11 protein-coding genes and 5 pseudogenes are annotated in these 14,192 nt (G+C 61.1%); 10 read left to right on the top strand and 6 right to left on the bottom strand.

The genetic code is table 11. The features are described 5' to 3' along the window. Positions 1 to 27: 27 nt before the first annotated feature. Together RS901_RS37760 and RS901_RS37755 are read left to right on the top strand one after the other, a co-directional pair. Positions 28 to 666 (top strand): type 4 pilus major pilin, encoded by a 639-nt coding sequence (locus RS901_RS37760; protein WP_316157696.1) that lies wholly within the window; start codon positions 28 to 30, stop codon positions 664 to 666. A 166-nt stretch (positions 667 to 832) separates the two neighbouring features. Next, the gene (locus tag RS901_RS37755; RefSeq protein WP_316157695.1) at positions 833 to 2,119 is read left to right on the top strand and encodes an adhesin; all 1,287 of its coding nucleotides are present in this window, start codon (positions 833 to 835) and stop codon (positions 2,117 to 2,119) included. Between the two features lie 47 nt (positions 2,120 to 2,166). On the opposite strand, the gene RS901_RS37750 is transcribed toward RS901_RS37755, so the two are convergent. From RS901_RS37750 to RS901_RS39020, 3 genes are all read right to left on the bottom strand, one after another. Continuing rightward, positions 2,167 to 2,997, bottom strand: a complete 831-nt coding sequence (locus tag RS901_RS37750; RefSeq protein WP_316157694.1) for a hypothetical protein — start codon at positions 2,995 to 2,997, stop codon at positions 2,167 to 2,169. Between the two features lie 232 nt (positions 2,998 to 3,229). Then, positions 3,230 to 3,559 (bottom strand): hypothetical protein, encoded by a 330-nt coding sequence (locus RS901_RS37745; protein ID WP_316157693.1) that lies wholly within the window; start codon positions 3,557 to 3,559, stop codon positions 3,230 to 3,232. 96 nt (positions 3,560 to 3,655) lie between these two features. Beyond that, positions 3,656 to 4,138: a FlhC family transcriptional regulator gene (locus RS901_RS39020; RefSeq protein ID WP_410054273.1), complete on the bottom strand. Its 483-nt coding sequence runs from the start codon at positions 4,136 to 4,138 to the stop codon at positions 3,656 to 3,658. Positions 4,139 to 4,313: 175 nt separating this feature from the next. On the opposite strand from RS901_RS39020, the gene RS901_RS37740 reads away from it, so the two are divergent. From RS901_RS37740 to RS901_RS37725, 4 genes and pseudogenes are all read left to right on the top strand, one after another. Continuing rightward, entirely contained in the window at positions 4,314 to 5,579 is a 1,266-nt protein-coding gene (locus RS901_RS37740; protein WP_316154236.1) for an IS256 family transposase, read from the top strand. A 121-nt stretch (positions 5,580 to 5,700) separates the two neighbouring features. Further along, on the top strand, positions 5,701 to 6,519 hold the full coding sequence (locus RS901_RS37735) for a c-type cytochrome (RefSeq protein WP_410054268.1): 819 nt from the start codon (positions 5,701 to 5,703) through the stop codon (positions 6,517 to 6,519). Between the two features lie 269 nt (positions 6,520 to 6,788). Beyond that, positions 6,789 to 7,757 carry an IS1595 family transposase gene (locus RS901_RS37730; RefSeq protein ID WP_316150588.1) on the top strand — a complete coding sequence of 323 codons (969 nt, stop codon included), beginning with the start codon at positions 6,789 to 6,791 and terminating at the stop codon, positions 7,755 to 7,757. 24 nt (positions 7,758 to 7,781) lie between these two features. After that, positions 7,782 to 8,444, top strand: a pseudogene (locus RS901_RS37725) (DUF4158 domain-containing protein); the annotation flags it as partial. 109 nt (positions 8,445 to 8,553) lie between these two features. On the opposite strand, the pseudogene RS901_RS37720 reads toward RS901_RS37725, so the two are convergent. The 3 genes and pseudogenes from RS901_RS37720 to RS901_RS37710 form a co-directional block, all read right to left on the bottom strand. Then, a pseudogene (locus RS901_RS37720) lies at positions 8,554 to 8,853 on the bottom strand (Tn3 family transposase); the annotation flags it as partial. An 86-nt stretch (positions 8,854 to 8,939) separates the two neighbouring features. Then, entirely contained in the window at positions 8,940 to 10,556 is a 1,617-nt protein-coding gene (locus tag RS901_RS37715; protein ID WP_316149312.1) for an IS66 family transposase, read from the bottom strand. A gap of 13 nt (positions 10,557 to 10,569) precedes the next feature. After that, complete coding sequence (locus tag RS901_RS37710; RefSeq protein WP_316149314.1) at positions 10,570 to 10,749, bottom strand: hypothetical protein; 180 nt, start codon at positions 10,747 to 10,749, stop codon at positions 10,570 to 10,572. 287 nt (positions 10,750 to 11,036) lie between these two features. Between RS901_RS37710 and RS901_RS37705 the strand changes: the two are divergent. From RS901_RS37705 to RS901_RS37690, 4 genes and pseudogenes are all read left to right on the top strand, one after another. After that, a pseudogene (locus tag RS901_RS37705) lies at positions 11,037 to 11,768 on the top strand (IS630 family transposase); the annotation flags it as partial. Between the two features lie 227 nt (positions 11,769 to 11,995). Beyond that, positions 11,996 to 12,154: pseudogene (locus RS901_RS37700) on the top strand (ribulose-phosphate 3-epimerase); the annotation flags it as partial. 51 nt (positions 12,155 to 12,205) lie between these two features. Continuing rightward, positions 12,206 to 13,297 (top strand): annotated as a pseudogene (locus RS901_RS37695) (class 1 fructose-bisphosphatase). Between the two features lie 11 nt (positions 13,298 to 13,308). Continuing rightward, entirely contained in the window at positions 13,309 to 14,187 is an 879-nt protein-coding gene (locus RS901_RS37690; RefSeq protein ID WP_316157690.1) for a phosphoribulokinase, read from the top strand. Positions 14,188 to 14,192: the final 5 nt, after the last annotated feature.

Genomic DNA, 14,192 nt, shown 5'->3' with positions numbered 1-14,192 from the left:
ACTACGATACTTCCTGGAGAACCTGTAATGACCGAAGCAACCAAGACCCTGACCGCCGATCAAGCCGCCCTGCACGCCGCGCCCGCCACCGCTGGCCAGCCAGCCCTGATGAATCCCAAGACCGCGCCGGCCGGCCAGCGCAACCGCCGCACACGCAGGCAGTGGGGCGGGGGCGTGCTGGACGAATACGGCTTCTACCTGCTGCTGGCCGGTATCGCGCTGGTGGCGATTCTGGTGCTGTTCTCGCGCAACCAGACTGACTCGCAAGTGCAGCAACTGACAACGGAGCTAAACGGCGTGGTTGGAAAGGTGAAGACGAGCTATCGCGGCCAGTACAACAAGGTGAGCATCGGGGCGCTCATTAGTAACGGCGTGTTCAAAGATCTGACGACCATGACGGTGTCCGGCACGACGGTGCTCCTGCAGCCGGGCGGTGGCACGTTGACGGTGGCGCCAGGCCAGTTGCTGAGCGCCAACGACTCGATTCAATGGACGGTTCCGCAGCAGCCTGACGCCGCCTGCATCTCTATCGTTGCCTCGTACCAGGGAAGCGCCGGCAAGATCGTCGTCAACGGCACCACTATCAAAGCCGTTGGCGGCTCTGTCGATCCGACCAAGGTTTCCTGTTCGGGTGGCAGCAACACGATTGACCTGTACATCGCCTGATGCTGGCCCCCGGCCGGGCGCCGATGACCTCATAGTGGCCGCTGCCTTCAAAAGAGATAGCAAATTCGTGAGCTTTCGCTGATCGGTAGCAGCCTGATTTGAGGCAAAGTTCCAGTACAACCCGCGCCCGGCCTCTGGCTGGGCGTTTCCCTATGTGGAGGTCGCCATGTTCCTGACGGAAGCTGCATTCCAACTCACAATCGCCGCCGCCGGGATGGCGGTAATGATCCACAACACCACCAGCTTGGTTGATGATGCGCTGGCGATGGGCACGGGCCAGTACATGGCCAACGTAGCCAGCGCGGTCAACACCTATGTGTTCGACAACATGACGGTGCTCGCGGCCAGCCCTGCCGGCCCGACAGTGATCACGGCGGGGAGTGTGACGGCGCCCGTAGCGAGCCCACTGCATCCGACCATCCAGGATCTGATTAACCTGCAGCTGCTGCCGATCGGATTTAGCGATGTGAGCCCGCTTGGGTTGTCATTCAAGGTGGATCTGACGCCGACCAATTGCAGCGCAGGGCTGACCAACTGCACGATCCCTGGGGTCATGTACTCCACGACGGCCTACCGGGATTCGTCGGGCAGCGTGCGTACCGACCAGCTGAGCGGCGCGATTGTCACCGCGGGCGTCGATTCTGGGGTTTCCTATGCCGAAAGTCCGGGCGTCATTACCGGCATGGCAGCAAGTTGGTCTGCGCCGAATCCGCTTCCTGGCAACCAGGCCGGTGTGCTGATGATGCGCGTTGGCAATACCTCGCTGCTCGCGCAAAGCATGAATCAGTTCTACAAGCGCGATGGCTCGCTGAACCTGACCGGCCCGATGGATGCCAACAACCAGGCGATGAATCGGGTGGGGAACTTCCAGTCGAACGGTTCTGTATCCGCAGCAGGCAACGTGGGAGCTGGAGGGGCGGTTACCGCGAGCGGAAATGTCGTGGCGGGAGCCAATGTTTCTGCCAATGGCGTGTATGGTAACTATGTGCAATCGAATGGGGACCTGCGGGCGAACGCCAACGTATCAGGGAATGGTGTCTACGGCAACTACGTGCAGTCGAGCGGAAATGTGGCAGCAGCGGGCTGGTTGTCCGGTAATCAAGTTTCGGCTACTGGAAACGTGACCTCCGGCGGCTCAGTAGTTTCCTCAGGCTACTTATATGCAGCCGGAGCTGTTGTCCCATCCAGCGGCGGCGGCCAGCAAGTGTGGGAAGGTTGGGGCTGTGGCGATCCGCAAGGGGCCATACGCAGCGATCCGAATGGGAGGATCCTTTCCTGCCAGAATGGGGTCTGGCGTAATGCTGCAGGAGCCGCGGGGGTTGTTGATATCCAGTTTGTGAGCAACTGCTACAACAGCGATTTTGGCTTGTGGTGGCGGGTTGTCTATGGAAATGGCACAAGCAAAGACATGTTTTCGCCGTCGGGAGGGTCGTGCAACGATGGCGGCGGCTGAACAAAAGTAAAGAGGCCAGGCCTGGCCTCTTTACTTCGTTAGCGCCATTATTGGCACTTCAGGATGACGACCCCCGTGACATCGCCGCTGGTCGGTGTAGGCATTGCGTAGCCAAAAGCTAGCAGAGGCGCGGATTGGCTGGATCCCATGGTTTGTACATGATGAAGGACGCCAGACGACTGCGTTACCCCATTCAGGGTCGTGCCGCTGACAGTTGCGGTGGCGTGGCTGTCTGATCCAATTGCCACGTCAAGCGAAATGGTTGTAAGACCAGGGCCGTTCAGATCAATCACGGCAGAGGCGCTGTTCACCTTTCCGGGAGTGAAGTTACCAGACACGGCGGTCGGGCTAGTGCTCGCAAGTATCGTGCAAGCCAACGTTTGGCTTGGACCGAGGACTCGCTGGAGGGCCAGCGGCTTGCCAACGGCGTAGTGAGCGCCTTGATTCGCACTGATACTTCCGATGCTATTCGAGCCGTTCGTCCAGCGTCCGATGGCGAATTCCCCATTGCCGGCCACGTCAGCTACGGTGCCACCATTGAGCGTAATGAGGCTGTTCGCGTCGATGCCAAGTTGGGTATAAGCGCCGTCATTCGGTGCCTTCTGGAACTGTGCGGGGAACGCGTTGGACGCGATCGATTGCAGGACAGACCGAGTGGACGTTTCCGTTTGGGGAACGAACACCACTGCCAGCGGGTCCGCGCTCACCGTCGGCGCTGAACCTTGCACTGTGATCGTTGGCGTGGGGGCGGGGGGCGGCGTCGTGGCCGGGGTACCGGCCGGTGCTCCGTCGCCGCCGCCGCCCCCACCGCAGGCGGCAAGCGCGAGCAGCGAGGCGAAAGAGATCGCGGACAGACCAAGCTTCAAAGCTTTTTTCATTTTTGTGTTTCCTTCAAGGGATCAGGTTGGCGCGCTCACGTCGGAGCGAGTAATTTCATCCTACCGACCTTCCGCCAAAGTCAAGGGCGCGGCGCGGGCAGATAGCCGGCCGTTCGGCCAGCCGAAAGCGCGACAATCAAGGCAGACTGAAATAACGGCGGCACGGCCACGGAACTTGAGGCAGCGTGTCAAGTCCGGTCACTCTGCTTCGGTAGCAGTGGAGCCGCAGGCGCTAGCTGTCGTACAGGTATGAGCCGCAGTGATTGCAAAAATGCTGATCTCGATTGGACAGCAGACCGCCGCGGCGCCAGAGCCGGATACTGCCGGAATTGCAGAAGGCACAAGCCATGCCGCGCCCGGTGCGGCAATGGGGGTACTGGGCCAGGTACTGTTGCAGCGAACGCGCCTTCTGACGCGTGACAAAGAGCAGCACCAGTGGCGCAAACAGAAACAGCGGGTAGGCCATCGCGCCCCATAGCCAGGGATTCTTGCCGCGCTTGTGGGCGAGATAGGCCGTGAAGCCCATGCACAGTGCACGGAAACACCAAAATCCGTAGTCCAAGGTACCTCCCCTTTTCTTGTTTTGCGTTGGGACAGATCTCGAAGGGCCGCAAGTATAACGTGCCATTTCGAGGGGGGGCAGAATAGCTTTAATAGCCTAACTTGATTCGCCGCCACGGTTGCGGCGGCGCCAAGGCGCGCTGCTCAAGGTGCCGGAACAAGCTGGACAGGAGTACGACCGACTCAGCTCAATACGCGGTGCGCTGTTGGCGATAAGGTAGTCGGTACCGCAACTCCGGCATGCTGCGAGGGACAACTCCGACTCCTCGGCCATCGTTCGCGCCAGATAACTAGCGCGGTCCGCGGTGAGCCTAAGGTCCACGTCGAACGCTTGCTCCGTGACGTTATAGGCCGCGATGAGTGCCTCTGGGACATTAGCCCCCTCTTTCACGCAGATCCGGTAGAGCCAAAGGAAGAGCGTGGACTGGACCCGCGCGGTTGACGACTCAAAATGCCACGCGATGGAGCTTGGCATCTGGCCACAAGGCGAGGACGCCCCATGATGCCCCAGATAGATCTTTCTTGCCTTTGCCGGATTGATCGATAGGAGCGAGGCGACACTGGAGGCTCGGCAGCCCATCGCCGTGAGCATTCGGCAATAGACGTCAGACTGCAAGCGCTCCAACCGAAGACGGAGCTAAAGTCGAAAGTGGTGTACGGCGGGGGATTTGAGGCGCGGAGTCGAGGGCGGTGGAGCTTTTCGCTGAGAATCTGATTGTCGAGATCGGAAACCAGCACAAAAAAAGTCCACCACCATGAGCAAGGATAAGGGTAAAGAAGCAGTCGGTCTATCGGAAATCGGGCTTGGGCTCGAGGAGTTGATCAGGCGCGGGGCCCGGCGGGTCATCCAGGAGGCGATCGAAGTGGAACTGGCAGAGCTGCTTGAGCAGTTCAGTAACGTCAAGACGTTGAGCGGGCAGCGCGCCGTGGTTCGCAATGGCTACCTCCCGGAGCGGGAGGTGCTGACGGGCGCCGGACCGATTGCCGTGAAGGTGCCCAAGGTGCGCGACCGGTCCGGTTCCGGCGTGAAGTTCAACTCGGCGATCGTGCCGCCGTATGTGAGGAAGTCGCCGCGGGTGAGTGCGGCGCTGCCCTGGCTGTACCTGAAGGGAGTCTCGACAGGCGACATGAGCGAGGCGCTGTCGGTGCTGCTGGGCGAGGATGCCAAAGGGCTATCGGCCAACGTGGTGAGCCGATTGAAGGCGCAGTGGGCAGACGAGCATGCGAGTTGGAATCAGCGTGATTTGTCAGCGGCGCGGTATGTGTATTGGTGGGTGGACGGCATCCATACGGGTCTGCGCAGCGAAGGCTCGGACGGGCAATGCCTGCTGGTGATCATCGGCGTTACGCCCGACGGCAGGAAGGAGCGCGTGGCGATCGGTGACGGCTATCGGGAATCGAAGGCATCGTGGGTGGAAGTCCTGCTGGACCTGAAATCCCGCGGCTTGCAGGCTGGCCCGCTGGCGGCGGTCGGCGATGGCGCCATGGGATTCTGGGCTGCCCTGGAAGAGGTGTTCCCGGCCACGCGTACCCAGCGTTGCTGGTTCCACAAGATGGGCAATGTCCTGAACGCCTTGCCAAAATCCCAGCATGGCCGCGCCAAGGCAGATCTGCAGGCGATTTGGATGGCAGCCACCAGGGCCGATGCCGATGCCGCCTTCGATCGCTTTGTAACGATCTACGGCGCCAAGTATCCCAAGGCCACCGGCGTGCTCACCAAAGATCGAGACAGCCTGCTGACGTTCTACGACTTCCCGGCCGAGCACTGGCAGCACATCCGCACGACCAATGCGATTGAATCAACCTTCGCGACCGTGCGTCACCGCACGACGCGCACGCGCAATTGCGTGTCCCGAGCGACCTTCCTTGGCCTGGCCTTCAAGCTGATCGAGGAAGCCGAGAAAACCTGGCGCCGCATCAACGGTGCCGAACACATCGAACTGCTCTTGAAGGGCGTTCCCTTCAAGGACGGAACTCCGGCGCATGACAATCCGCCGGTTCAGCAGAAACTCGCCGCCTGACAGCCGGCCACGATCAGCCCTCGTACACCAGATTTGACAATATCTCAAAGTCGCATTGGCCGCCTGAATGCGAGCAACCAAATTACAAATAATCGATACAGCCCTCTCCGAGGAGACATCCGTGAATAAAATCAAGTTGCGTGCGCTGGCCATGGCCCTGCTGGCAGCGACCAGTGTGGCGGCGCTCGCGCAATCGCCAGGCGTGCCCATGCCCGTGCCCGACAAGGCTTCGATTCCCAAGGGACCGATGGGAGATGCCATCAAGCGTGGCAAGGAGTTGCTGACGGATACCCACAAGCAACTTCCGAAAAATGTTGGCAACGGATTGAACTGCACGAGCTGTCACCTCAATGCTGGGACCACCGCTTATGCATCGCCGTGGGTAGGCCTCGCCGGCGCATTCCCGGAATACCGCTCGCGCAGCGGCAAGGTCATTTCGCTGCAGGAACGCGTCAATGACTGCTTCCAGCGCTCAATGAACGGCAAGCCGCTGCCATTCGACTCGGCGGAAATGAACGCCATCATGGCCTATATGAAGTGGCTGTCCACGGGCGTCCCGACCGGCACTAACGTCACTGGTCGAGGTTTCGAAAAAATTGATACCTCCCTGGCGCCAGACCCGGTCCATGGCAAGGCGCTCTACACCGCGCAATGCGCATCCTGCCACGGCGCCGAAGGCCAGGGCACCAGAAATCCGGCAGGGGGCTATGTCTTCCCTCCGGTCTGGGGCAAGGATTCGTTCAATGTGGGCGCCGGAATGGCACGCATGTACACGGCGGCCGCGTTCGTGAAACACAACATGCCGCTTGGCCAGGGCGGAACGCTTTCAGCCCAGGACGCAGTCGACGTTGCCGCCTACTTCACCCAGCAGCCGAGACCCGATTACGCCGCAAGGGTGAAAGACTGGCCCAAGGGCGACAGGCCAAAGGATGCACGCTAGCCACGAGGGGGCGCACCAGCGTCGCCATTTCATATGGGATTGCGCTACATCATGACCACGCATCCGGCGAGAAGCGAAACTTAAAGGCATGCCAAGATACGGACAATCCGCTATCACAAGCCTTCCTCAGCAGCATAAACGGTGGCTAGATTTCCGTAGCTGCGATAGTTAGACTGGCTGGCCCTTCAGCGATTGCCGAGATCCGGCGCTGTTCAGGTTAAGCGTGGATAGCTGCTAGACTTTGGTCGTTGATATGACGAGAGCAGTCGATGAACGCCCGCCAGTTGAAGAGATTCCTGGAGTCGGTGACCAAGCTCACCGCCGGCCAGTTGGAGCAGGTACGAAGCGCGCTTACTACGGAGCATACGGAGCGCGCCAGCTATCAGGCCATCGAGGCTGCGCGGCCATGTGTATGCCGCCGATGCGGCAGTGAGAAGGTGGTCCGGAACGGCGTCCAGAACGGTCTGCAGCGCTTCCTGTGCCGCGATTGCGGAAAGACGTTCAACGCTGCATCCGGGACGCCGCTCTCGCGGCTGCGCGACAAGGAACGGTTCGACGCGTACGCGCAATGCATGAAAAATGGCCTCACGGTGCGGGAAGCAGCGGACGAGGTTGGCCTAACGTTGGACAGAGCCTTTCGGTGGCGCCATCGCTTCCTGAGTGAGGTTGTCGCGCATCAACCGAAGGGTATCAGCGGCATCCTCGAAGTCGACGAGACCTACTTCCGAGAGTCACAGAAAGGGTCCAGGAAGCTCACCAGACCCTCGCGGAAACGAGGCGGCAAGGCGGAAGGACGTGGCCGGAAAAGCAAGGACTGGGTTCCCGTCCTTGTAGGCCGCGCTCGCGGGCAGGCCCAGACGGCCGACAAGGTGCTCGGCCGGCTGACCGGCGCCGAGGTAACTGACGCGCTCAAGGACGCCGTAACGCCGGGCGAGACCATCCTCTGCACGGACGGACACTCCGCCTTTCTTCATCTGCAGCGCACCCTCGGCGTGCAGACCAAGTCGTTCGTCGCCAGCTATCACGGCCCTGTGCTCGACAAGGTCTATCACGTCCAGTCCGCCAACAACTATCACGAACGGCTCAAGTCGTGGATACAGCGCCAACTCAGGGGCGTGGCCACCAAGTACTTGCCGAACTACCTGGCTTGGCAACGGCTGATGAGTTGGAACCAGGAAGGCGTTTCCGCCGACGAAGTCATCGCGTCAGCCCTCGGCAAGCAGGTCATCAACGTTTAATCTGAACAGCGCCCGAGATCCTGTATGGCCACCATCGAGCGTACCGCCTACCCGCGTTTCCCGAAGGTCTTCTCCACCAAGGAGCTGCAGGCGTGTTACACGCCTGATGCGGAGGAACTGGACTGGGCCAGCCGCTCTACCCGAGGCCAGAGTTCTCGACTAGGCTTGCTGGTCCTGCTGAAAGTCTTTCAGCAACTGCACTACTTTCCCAATCTGGACACCATCCCGACTGCCGTGGTCGACCACATGCGCGCTAGCGCTGGACTCGATTCCGGTACGCCCTTTGGCTACGATCGCAGGCTTTCCCCCACGCAATTCCGGCATTACACGGCAGTGCGCGAATTCCTTGGGGTGCAGCCCTACATCGGCACGGACGCCAATGAGGTGACAATCCGCGCCGCGCGCGCGGCTGCGGAAACCATGGATCAGCCGGTGGATATCATCAACGCCACCATCGATGCGCTGGTCCTGCGCCAGGTCGAACTGCCAGCGTTCTCCACCCTGGACAGCATTGCGGAGCAGATTCACACGCGCACGCAAACCGCGTTGTTCCGGCGCGTCGCACGACGCTTGTCGGAAGAGGAGCAGCAGCGGCTGGACAAGCTTCTCGTCCGTGAATTCGCCAATCGCCAGACCCTTTACAACAACATGGCTATTTCTGCCCATCCCCCGAAAAGTGAAAATCTCCCGCCTGCCCTTGCAAGGCTTTGCGCTTTGCGGGGTGCGGCGTGATCTGGCAGCGAGGGCTGCGCGGCTGGCTGCCAAGCCTGCGCTCGGCGATATGTGTCGTGGCAATTCAGCGTTCGTCGGCTTCTGGAGCGGTTTGCTGGATCCGGGCCCAGTACGCCGGATCTTCGTAGTAGGCAGCCAGGGCATCAATGTCGACAGACGTCCCGGTCTGGCCGAAATCGAAGGCGCCGAACAGGTTCACGTGCTGCCAGGCGACTGGCGACATGCCGGCGATCAGATCCATGGCAGCGTGGTCACCGGCGGCATGTTTCTGCTCGTACACGCGAGAAAGAAGCGCTGTGTTGTAGTGGATGATCGCGTTCGCGATCAGGCGTGAGCAGTCATTCCACAACTGCTGTTGCCGATCGCCAATACCGCCAGCGGTAGCCGCTATATCCGCTAGCATTCACCTCGTAAGTGCTCAATAACCCGGGGCAAAGATGAGCCTGCTGCTCATGCAGAGATAGCGAGGCGCTGCTCGAGGATGTGCGGCAGCAGGGGAATGTGATTGGTGTATGAGATGCGGTCGGTCAGGTAATTCCAGAAGGAGATTCCCAGCTTCCGACAGGTCTTCTTCAGGCTCGAGAAGGTGTCACGGCATTGACGACCGAGTTCGCTGCGTGTGCCGCCACTGATCTTCTGCTTTTTCACTTGATCGCGAATGTCCCGTTCACTGCCATTTGTATGCAGTGGCACTTCGGGGCGTTCCAGCACCAGCAGCAACTCGGACTTGTTCTTGTGAATGCGCCTGAGCAAGCGGTCAAGCGTCGCGTAGCGGGTCTTCTGGATGAAGACCGCGTCAAATCGTTCTTGCAGTTCGCATTTGCGTTGGCTCGTCGGATGCAGCTTGTATTCCTTCAGATCCGCATAGAACGACCAGATGTCTGCGCGCACGCGGGCAATATCCTCGCGGTGCAGGTCATTGAGCGGCAGCAGCTTGTGCACGAGACGCTCGGCGTGTACCCAGCATAGCCCGTGAACCAGCACATTGAACTGTCCCGCATCATCGCTGATGATGGCCAGATCCTGGGCGATGCCTCGCCGCTTCAGGCAACCCAGTAACGCCCCTTCGGTGGCGATGGTCCGATGACGGGCAACGTCCATGCCCAGGCTGTCCAGGTGAGATAGCCACGCACTCTGATCGGCAAAGCTCGCGCGCTCGTGCTGACGCAGCACATCCAGGAACGCCTGCGGCAGTTCCCGCCTCTTCATGTAGGCGATGGCCTCGTCGTTGATCGGGTAGCCATGTCCCGCTGCGAGCAGCTCGAGGAAATTGATCCGACTCTTCGAGTTCGTGCTTTTGAAACAGGCGAAGTGCTCGTTACCGATGTGGGTGACATAGCCGTTGCGGCCCTGATGCCGCGTGCCAGTATCGTCGACCGTCACATATGCCGAGAGCGCCAGACCCGTCGACAGCAGGCCGTCTTTCTCGTCATGGAATCGCTCCTTGTCCTGCTGCAGCAGCGCATTCATCTGCCCGGACGAAATCTCGATGCCCCATTCCCGCAGTTGCTCGCACAGCAGCGGCTGAGTGATGTGGCAATGGTGGTACTGGTACAGCACGTAACTGACTAAGGTCGCGCCAAAATGGCTGGCATCAACGGCCTTGGGGAGCTGCCCGGTCAGTGCCTGACCGTCTGGCGTCTGCCACCGTGCGAGCCGGTAGCGCGTATTGTGTGTCCCGATCACGAGGTCCTGTACCACGAAGTCCCGGTAGCCCTTGAACCGCGAGCCTGGCGGGATCGGCTCGCTCGGCTGGATGACTTGCTCGCGATCGATCTTCAACTGCCCCGTCTTGCTCCTGGAGGGCGAACCGCGTCGCCTGGCTGGCTTGCCATGCTGCGGACCAGAGTCGCTGGCTTTGCCAGCCTGCTCATGCATACGGCTGGGCTTGAACGTCGGCCGCTTCTTCTCCCCCTTGAGCACCGCGACTTCGTCGTTCGCATGCCCCTTCTCCTCAACTAGGCGATGGACAAGCTCCACGAGGCTTTCACCCCAGGCCAGCACCTTCAGCACCGCCGGCGTGCGCTCAGCCTCCGCAATGTACGGTGCAACAAGCTTTTTCTTCACGGCCGCTGTCGCTCTACGCGCGCTTTGCAGCTCTTCTCAGCTCAGCAAGCTGCTGCTCCAGTTGCTCCTTCTCCTGCTGCAGGCCATTGGCCATCTCGACCAATTCCTCAACCCACGCCAGCACCTCGAGTTCCTTGGGCGTCATTCCTTCTCGCGGGATCTCTGGCAGCGTGTATTTTTTGGAGATGGTCATTCGGCAACGTCGGTGGTGGTAACGGCGCCGCGAAAGTTAACATCTCCACCCCGCGTTTACAAGCAAAACTCGCTGCAGCTGGCAACAGCCTCGTGTCCATACCTATCCCAATCACCCAGCCACAGACCATCCAGCACCACGCCGCTTTGCCCCGGGTTATTGAGCACTTACCGACTGTTATCACAAGTCATTGATATGGCGGAGCATTTCCCTTCAACGGTATAAATTCGCACGCGAAGGACGATTACCCCTAGTTGCCGGTTCGTCCCTCTCCTGGCAAATTTGTTCGTGCCCGCTACGTGGCACATCGACTCGATGGACTGCTCGATGCGCCGCGCCCGGGCGCGCCCAGAACGATTGACGATGAGCGAGTCGATGCTGTAATCGCCAAGACGCTGGAATCGGTTCCCAGCGGAGCGACGCATTGGAGTACGCGCACGATGGCTCGGGAGATGGATCTTTCTCAGACAGCCGTCTCGCGAATCTGGCGAGCCTTTGGCCTGCAGCCACATCGGCAGGAAACCTTCAAACTCTCGAGCGATCCGTTGTTCGTCGACAAAGTTCGCGACATCGTTGGTCTATACCTGAATCATCCGCTCAAGGCGATGGTGTTGTGCGTGGACGAGAAGAGCCAGATCCAGGCGTTGGATCGCACGCAGCCCATATTGCCGCTGGCGCCTGGCATTCCCGAGCGCCGTACTCACGACTACATGCGCCACGGTACCACTACGCTGTTTGCTGCGCTGGACATCGCCACCGACGAAGTCATCGGTGAATTGCATCGTCCCCATCGCAGCAGTGAATTCCTGCAGTTCCTGCGCACAATCGACGCCAACGTGCCCGCAAATCTGGAGGTGCATCTGGTGATGGATAACTACGGTACGCACAAGACACCTTCGATCAAGAACTGGTTCGCTCGACACCCACGCTTCCATGTTCATTTCACGCTGACATCCGCATCGTGGCTCAATCAGGTCGAACGCTGGTTCGCCACGCTGACTGAGAAGTACATACGACGGCGGCCGGCACGGTACCCGGAGCGGGCTCCCGATCGTCGATGCTTGGGATCTATCCATGACTGTGATCCCGCGCCTTGCGCCATCTGTACCGGTGGCACAAGGCACCTGGCGATTCTGGCTTGCGAAACTGAGCTTGCACCGTTCCACAATAACTGTATCCCTCGCGGCCAGGCTGTCATCCGTACGCTTGTCCGTAGTGCCGCGCGACACGCCGTCGTGCCGGGGGGGAGATCGACGGCGGCGTCAAGGCCGACAACATTGCCGAGATCGCCCGCGCGGGCGCCGACACCTTCGTCACCGGCAGTGCCGTGTTCGGCGCGCCGGATGCCGACGGCGGCTACCGGGCCATCCTGCGACGCCTGCGCGAGGCCGCCACCAACGCGTAGCGCGCACCGGCGCCACCCAAGAACACATAGCGATTAGAAGGGAGACCTGTCATGCCCGAAGTCCAGAGGATGACCCTGACGCAGTTCCTGATCGAGGAGCGCCGCCGCTATCCGGACGCCAGCGGTGGCTTCAATGGCCTGGATCCTCAACGTGGCCATGGCCTGCAAGGAGATCGCGTGCGCGGTGGCCTTCGGCGCGCTGGGCGGCCTGCATGGCCGCGCCGGCAGCGCCGATGGCGACGAGGCGGCCATCAACGTGCAGGGCGAGATCCAGCAGAAGCTGGACGTGCTCAGCAACGAGGCCTTCCTGCGCGTCAACGAGTGGGGCGGCCACCTGGCCGACATGGCCTCGGAGGAAATGGAGGCGCCGTATCAGATTCCCGCGTGCTACCCGCTCGGCAAGTACCTGCTGGTGTTCGACCCGCTTGATGGTTCCTCGAACATCGATGTCAACGTCTCGGTCGGCAGCATCTGGTGCTGCGCGCGCCCGAAGGCGCCGACGCGGTGACCGAGCAGGACTTCCTGCAACCCGGTACCGCCCAGGTGGCGGCCGGCTACGCGCTCTACGGTCCCACCACCATGCTGGTGCTGACCGTCGGCAATGGCGTCAACGGCTTCACCCTCGATCCGAACCTGGGTGAATTCTTCCTGACGCACCCCAACCTGCGCGTGCCGGCCGAAACCCAGGAATTTGCCATCAACGCCTCCAACAGCCGCTTCTGGGAAGCGCCGGTCACGCGCTATATCTCCGAGTGCATGGCCGGCAAGAGCGGGCCGCGCGGCAAGGATTTCAACATGCGCTGTATCGCGTCGATGGTGGCCGAGGCGCATCGCATCCTGATGCGTGGCGGGGTCTTCATGTACCCGCGCGATACCAAGGACCCGGCCAAGCTGGGCCGCCTGCGCCTGCTCTACGAGGCCAACCCGATCGCCTTCCTGATGGAGCAGGCCGGCGGGCGCGCCAGCACCGGCCGGCAGCCGCTGATGTCGGTGGCGCCGGGCGGGCTGCACCAGCGCATCGGCGTGATCTTCGGTTCGCGCAATGAAGTGGAGCGGATCGAGGACTACCACACCAACCAGTCCGATCCCGACCTTCCCAATCCCCTGTTCAACGAGCGCAGCCTGTTCCGCGCGTCCGCCTGAGGTGACCGGCCATGTCAGAACGTTATCCCATCATCGCTATCACCGGCTCCTCCGGTGCCGGTACCACGTCGGTGACCCGTACTTTTGAAAACATCTTCCGCCGCGAAGGCGTGAAGTCAGTGGTGATCGAAGGCGACAGCTTCCACCGCTACGACCGTGCCGAGATGAAGGTCAAGATGGCAGAGGCCGAGCGCACCGGCAATATGAACTTCAGCCACTTCGGCGCGGAGGACAACCTGTTCGGCGACCTGGAGAACCTGTTCCGCTCCTATGCGGAATCCGGCACCGGCATGCACCGGCACTACCTGCACAGCGTGGAGGAGGCCGCCCCGTTCGGGCAAGAGCCCGGCACCTTCACCGCGTGGGAGCCCTTGCCGTCCGACACCGACCTGTTGTTCTACGAGGGCCTGCATGGCGGCGTGGTCACCGACGAGGTCAACGTGGCCCAGTATCCCAACCTGCTGATCGGCGTGGTGCCCGTGATCAACCTGGAATGGATCCAGAAGCTCTGGCGCGACAAGAAGCAGCGCGGCTACTCGACCGAGGCGGTGACCGACACCATCCTGCGCCGCATGCCGGACTACGTGAACTACATCTGCCCGCAGTTCTCGCGCACCCATGTGAACTTCCAGCGCGTGCCGTGCGTGGACACCTCCAACCCCTTCATCTCGCGCGAGATCCCCGCGCCCGATGAAAGCATGGTGGTGATCCGCTTTGCCAACCCGAAGGGCATCGACTTCCAGTACCTGCTGAGCATGATCCACGACTCTTTCATGTCGCGCGCCAACACCATCGTGGTGCCGGGCGGCAAGATGGAACTGGCCATGCAGCTGATCTTCACACCCTTCGTGCTGCGCATGATGGAGCGCCGCAAGCGCGCTGCCCTGTAAACCGC

Source organism: Cupriavidus sp. BIC8F (genome assembly GCF_032465815.1).
GTDB classification, from domain to species: domain Bacteria; phylum Pseudomonadota; class Gammaproteobacteria; order Burkholderiales; family Burkholderiaceae; genus Cupriavidus; species Cupriavidus necator.
The sequence above is the reverse complement of the archived record's forward strand: the minus strand, read 5'-3'. Positions and strand labels throughout refer to the sequence as shown.

What these genes read in the sequence shown, in the direction of transcription:
- RS901_RS37740 (WP_316154236.1), top strand. Translation starts at nt 4,314, where the DNA reads ATGAGCAAGGATAAGGGTAAAGAAGCAGTCGGTCTATCGGAAATCGGG.
- RS901_RS37755 (WP_316157695.1), top strand. Translation starts at nt 833, where the DNA reads ATGTTCCTGACGGAAGCTGCATTCCAACTCACAATCGCCGCCGCCGGG.
- RS901_RS37750 (WP_316157694.1), bottom strand. Translation starts at nt 2,997, where the DNA reads ATGAAAAAAGCTTTGAAGCTTGGTCTGTCCGCGATCTCTTTCGCCTCG.
- RS901_RS39020 (WP_410054273.1), bottom strand. Translation starts at nt 4,138, where the DNA reads ATGGGCTGCCGAGCCTCCAGTGTCGCCTCGCTCCTATCGATCAATCCG.
- RS901_RS37730 (WP_316150588.1), top strand. Translation starts at nt 6,789, where the DNA reads ATGAACGCCCGCCAGTTGAAGAGATTCCTGGAGTCGGTGACCAAGCTC.
- RS901_RS37690 (WP_316157690.1), top strand. Translation starts at nt 13,309, where the DNA reads ATGTCAGAACGTTATCCCATCATCGCTATCACCGGCTCCTCCGGTGCC.
- RS901_RS37760 (WP_316157696.1), top strand. Translation starts at nt 28, where the DNA reads ATGACCGAAGCAACCAAGACCCTGACCGCCGATCAAGCCGCCCTGCAC.
- RS901_RS37710 (WP_316149314.1), bottom strand. Translation starts at nt 10,749, where the DNA reads ATGACCATCTCCAAAAAATACACGCTGCCAGAGATCCCGCGAGAAGGA.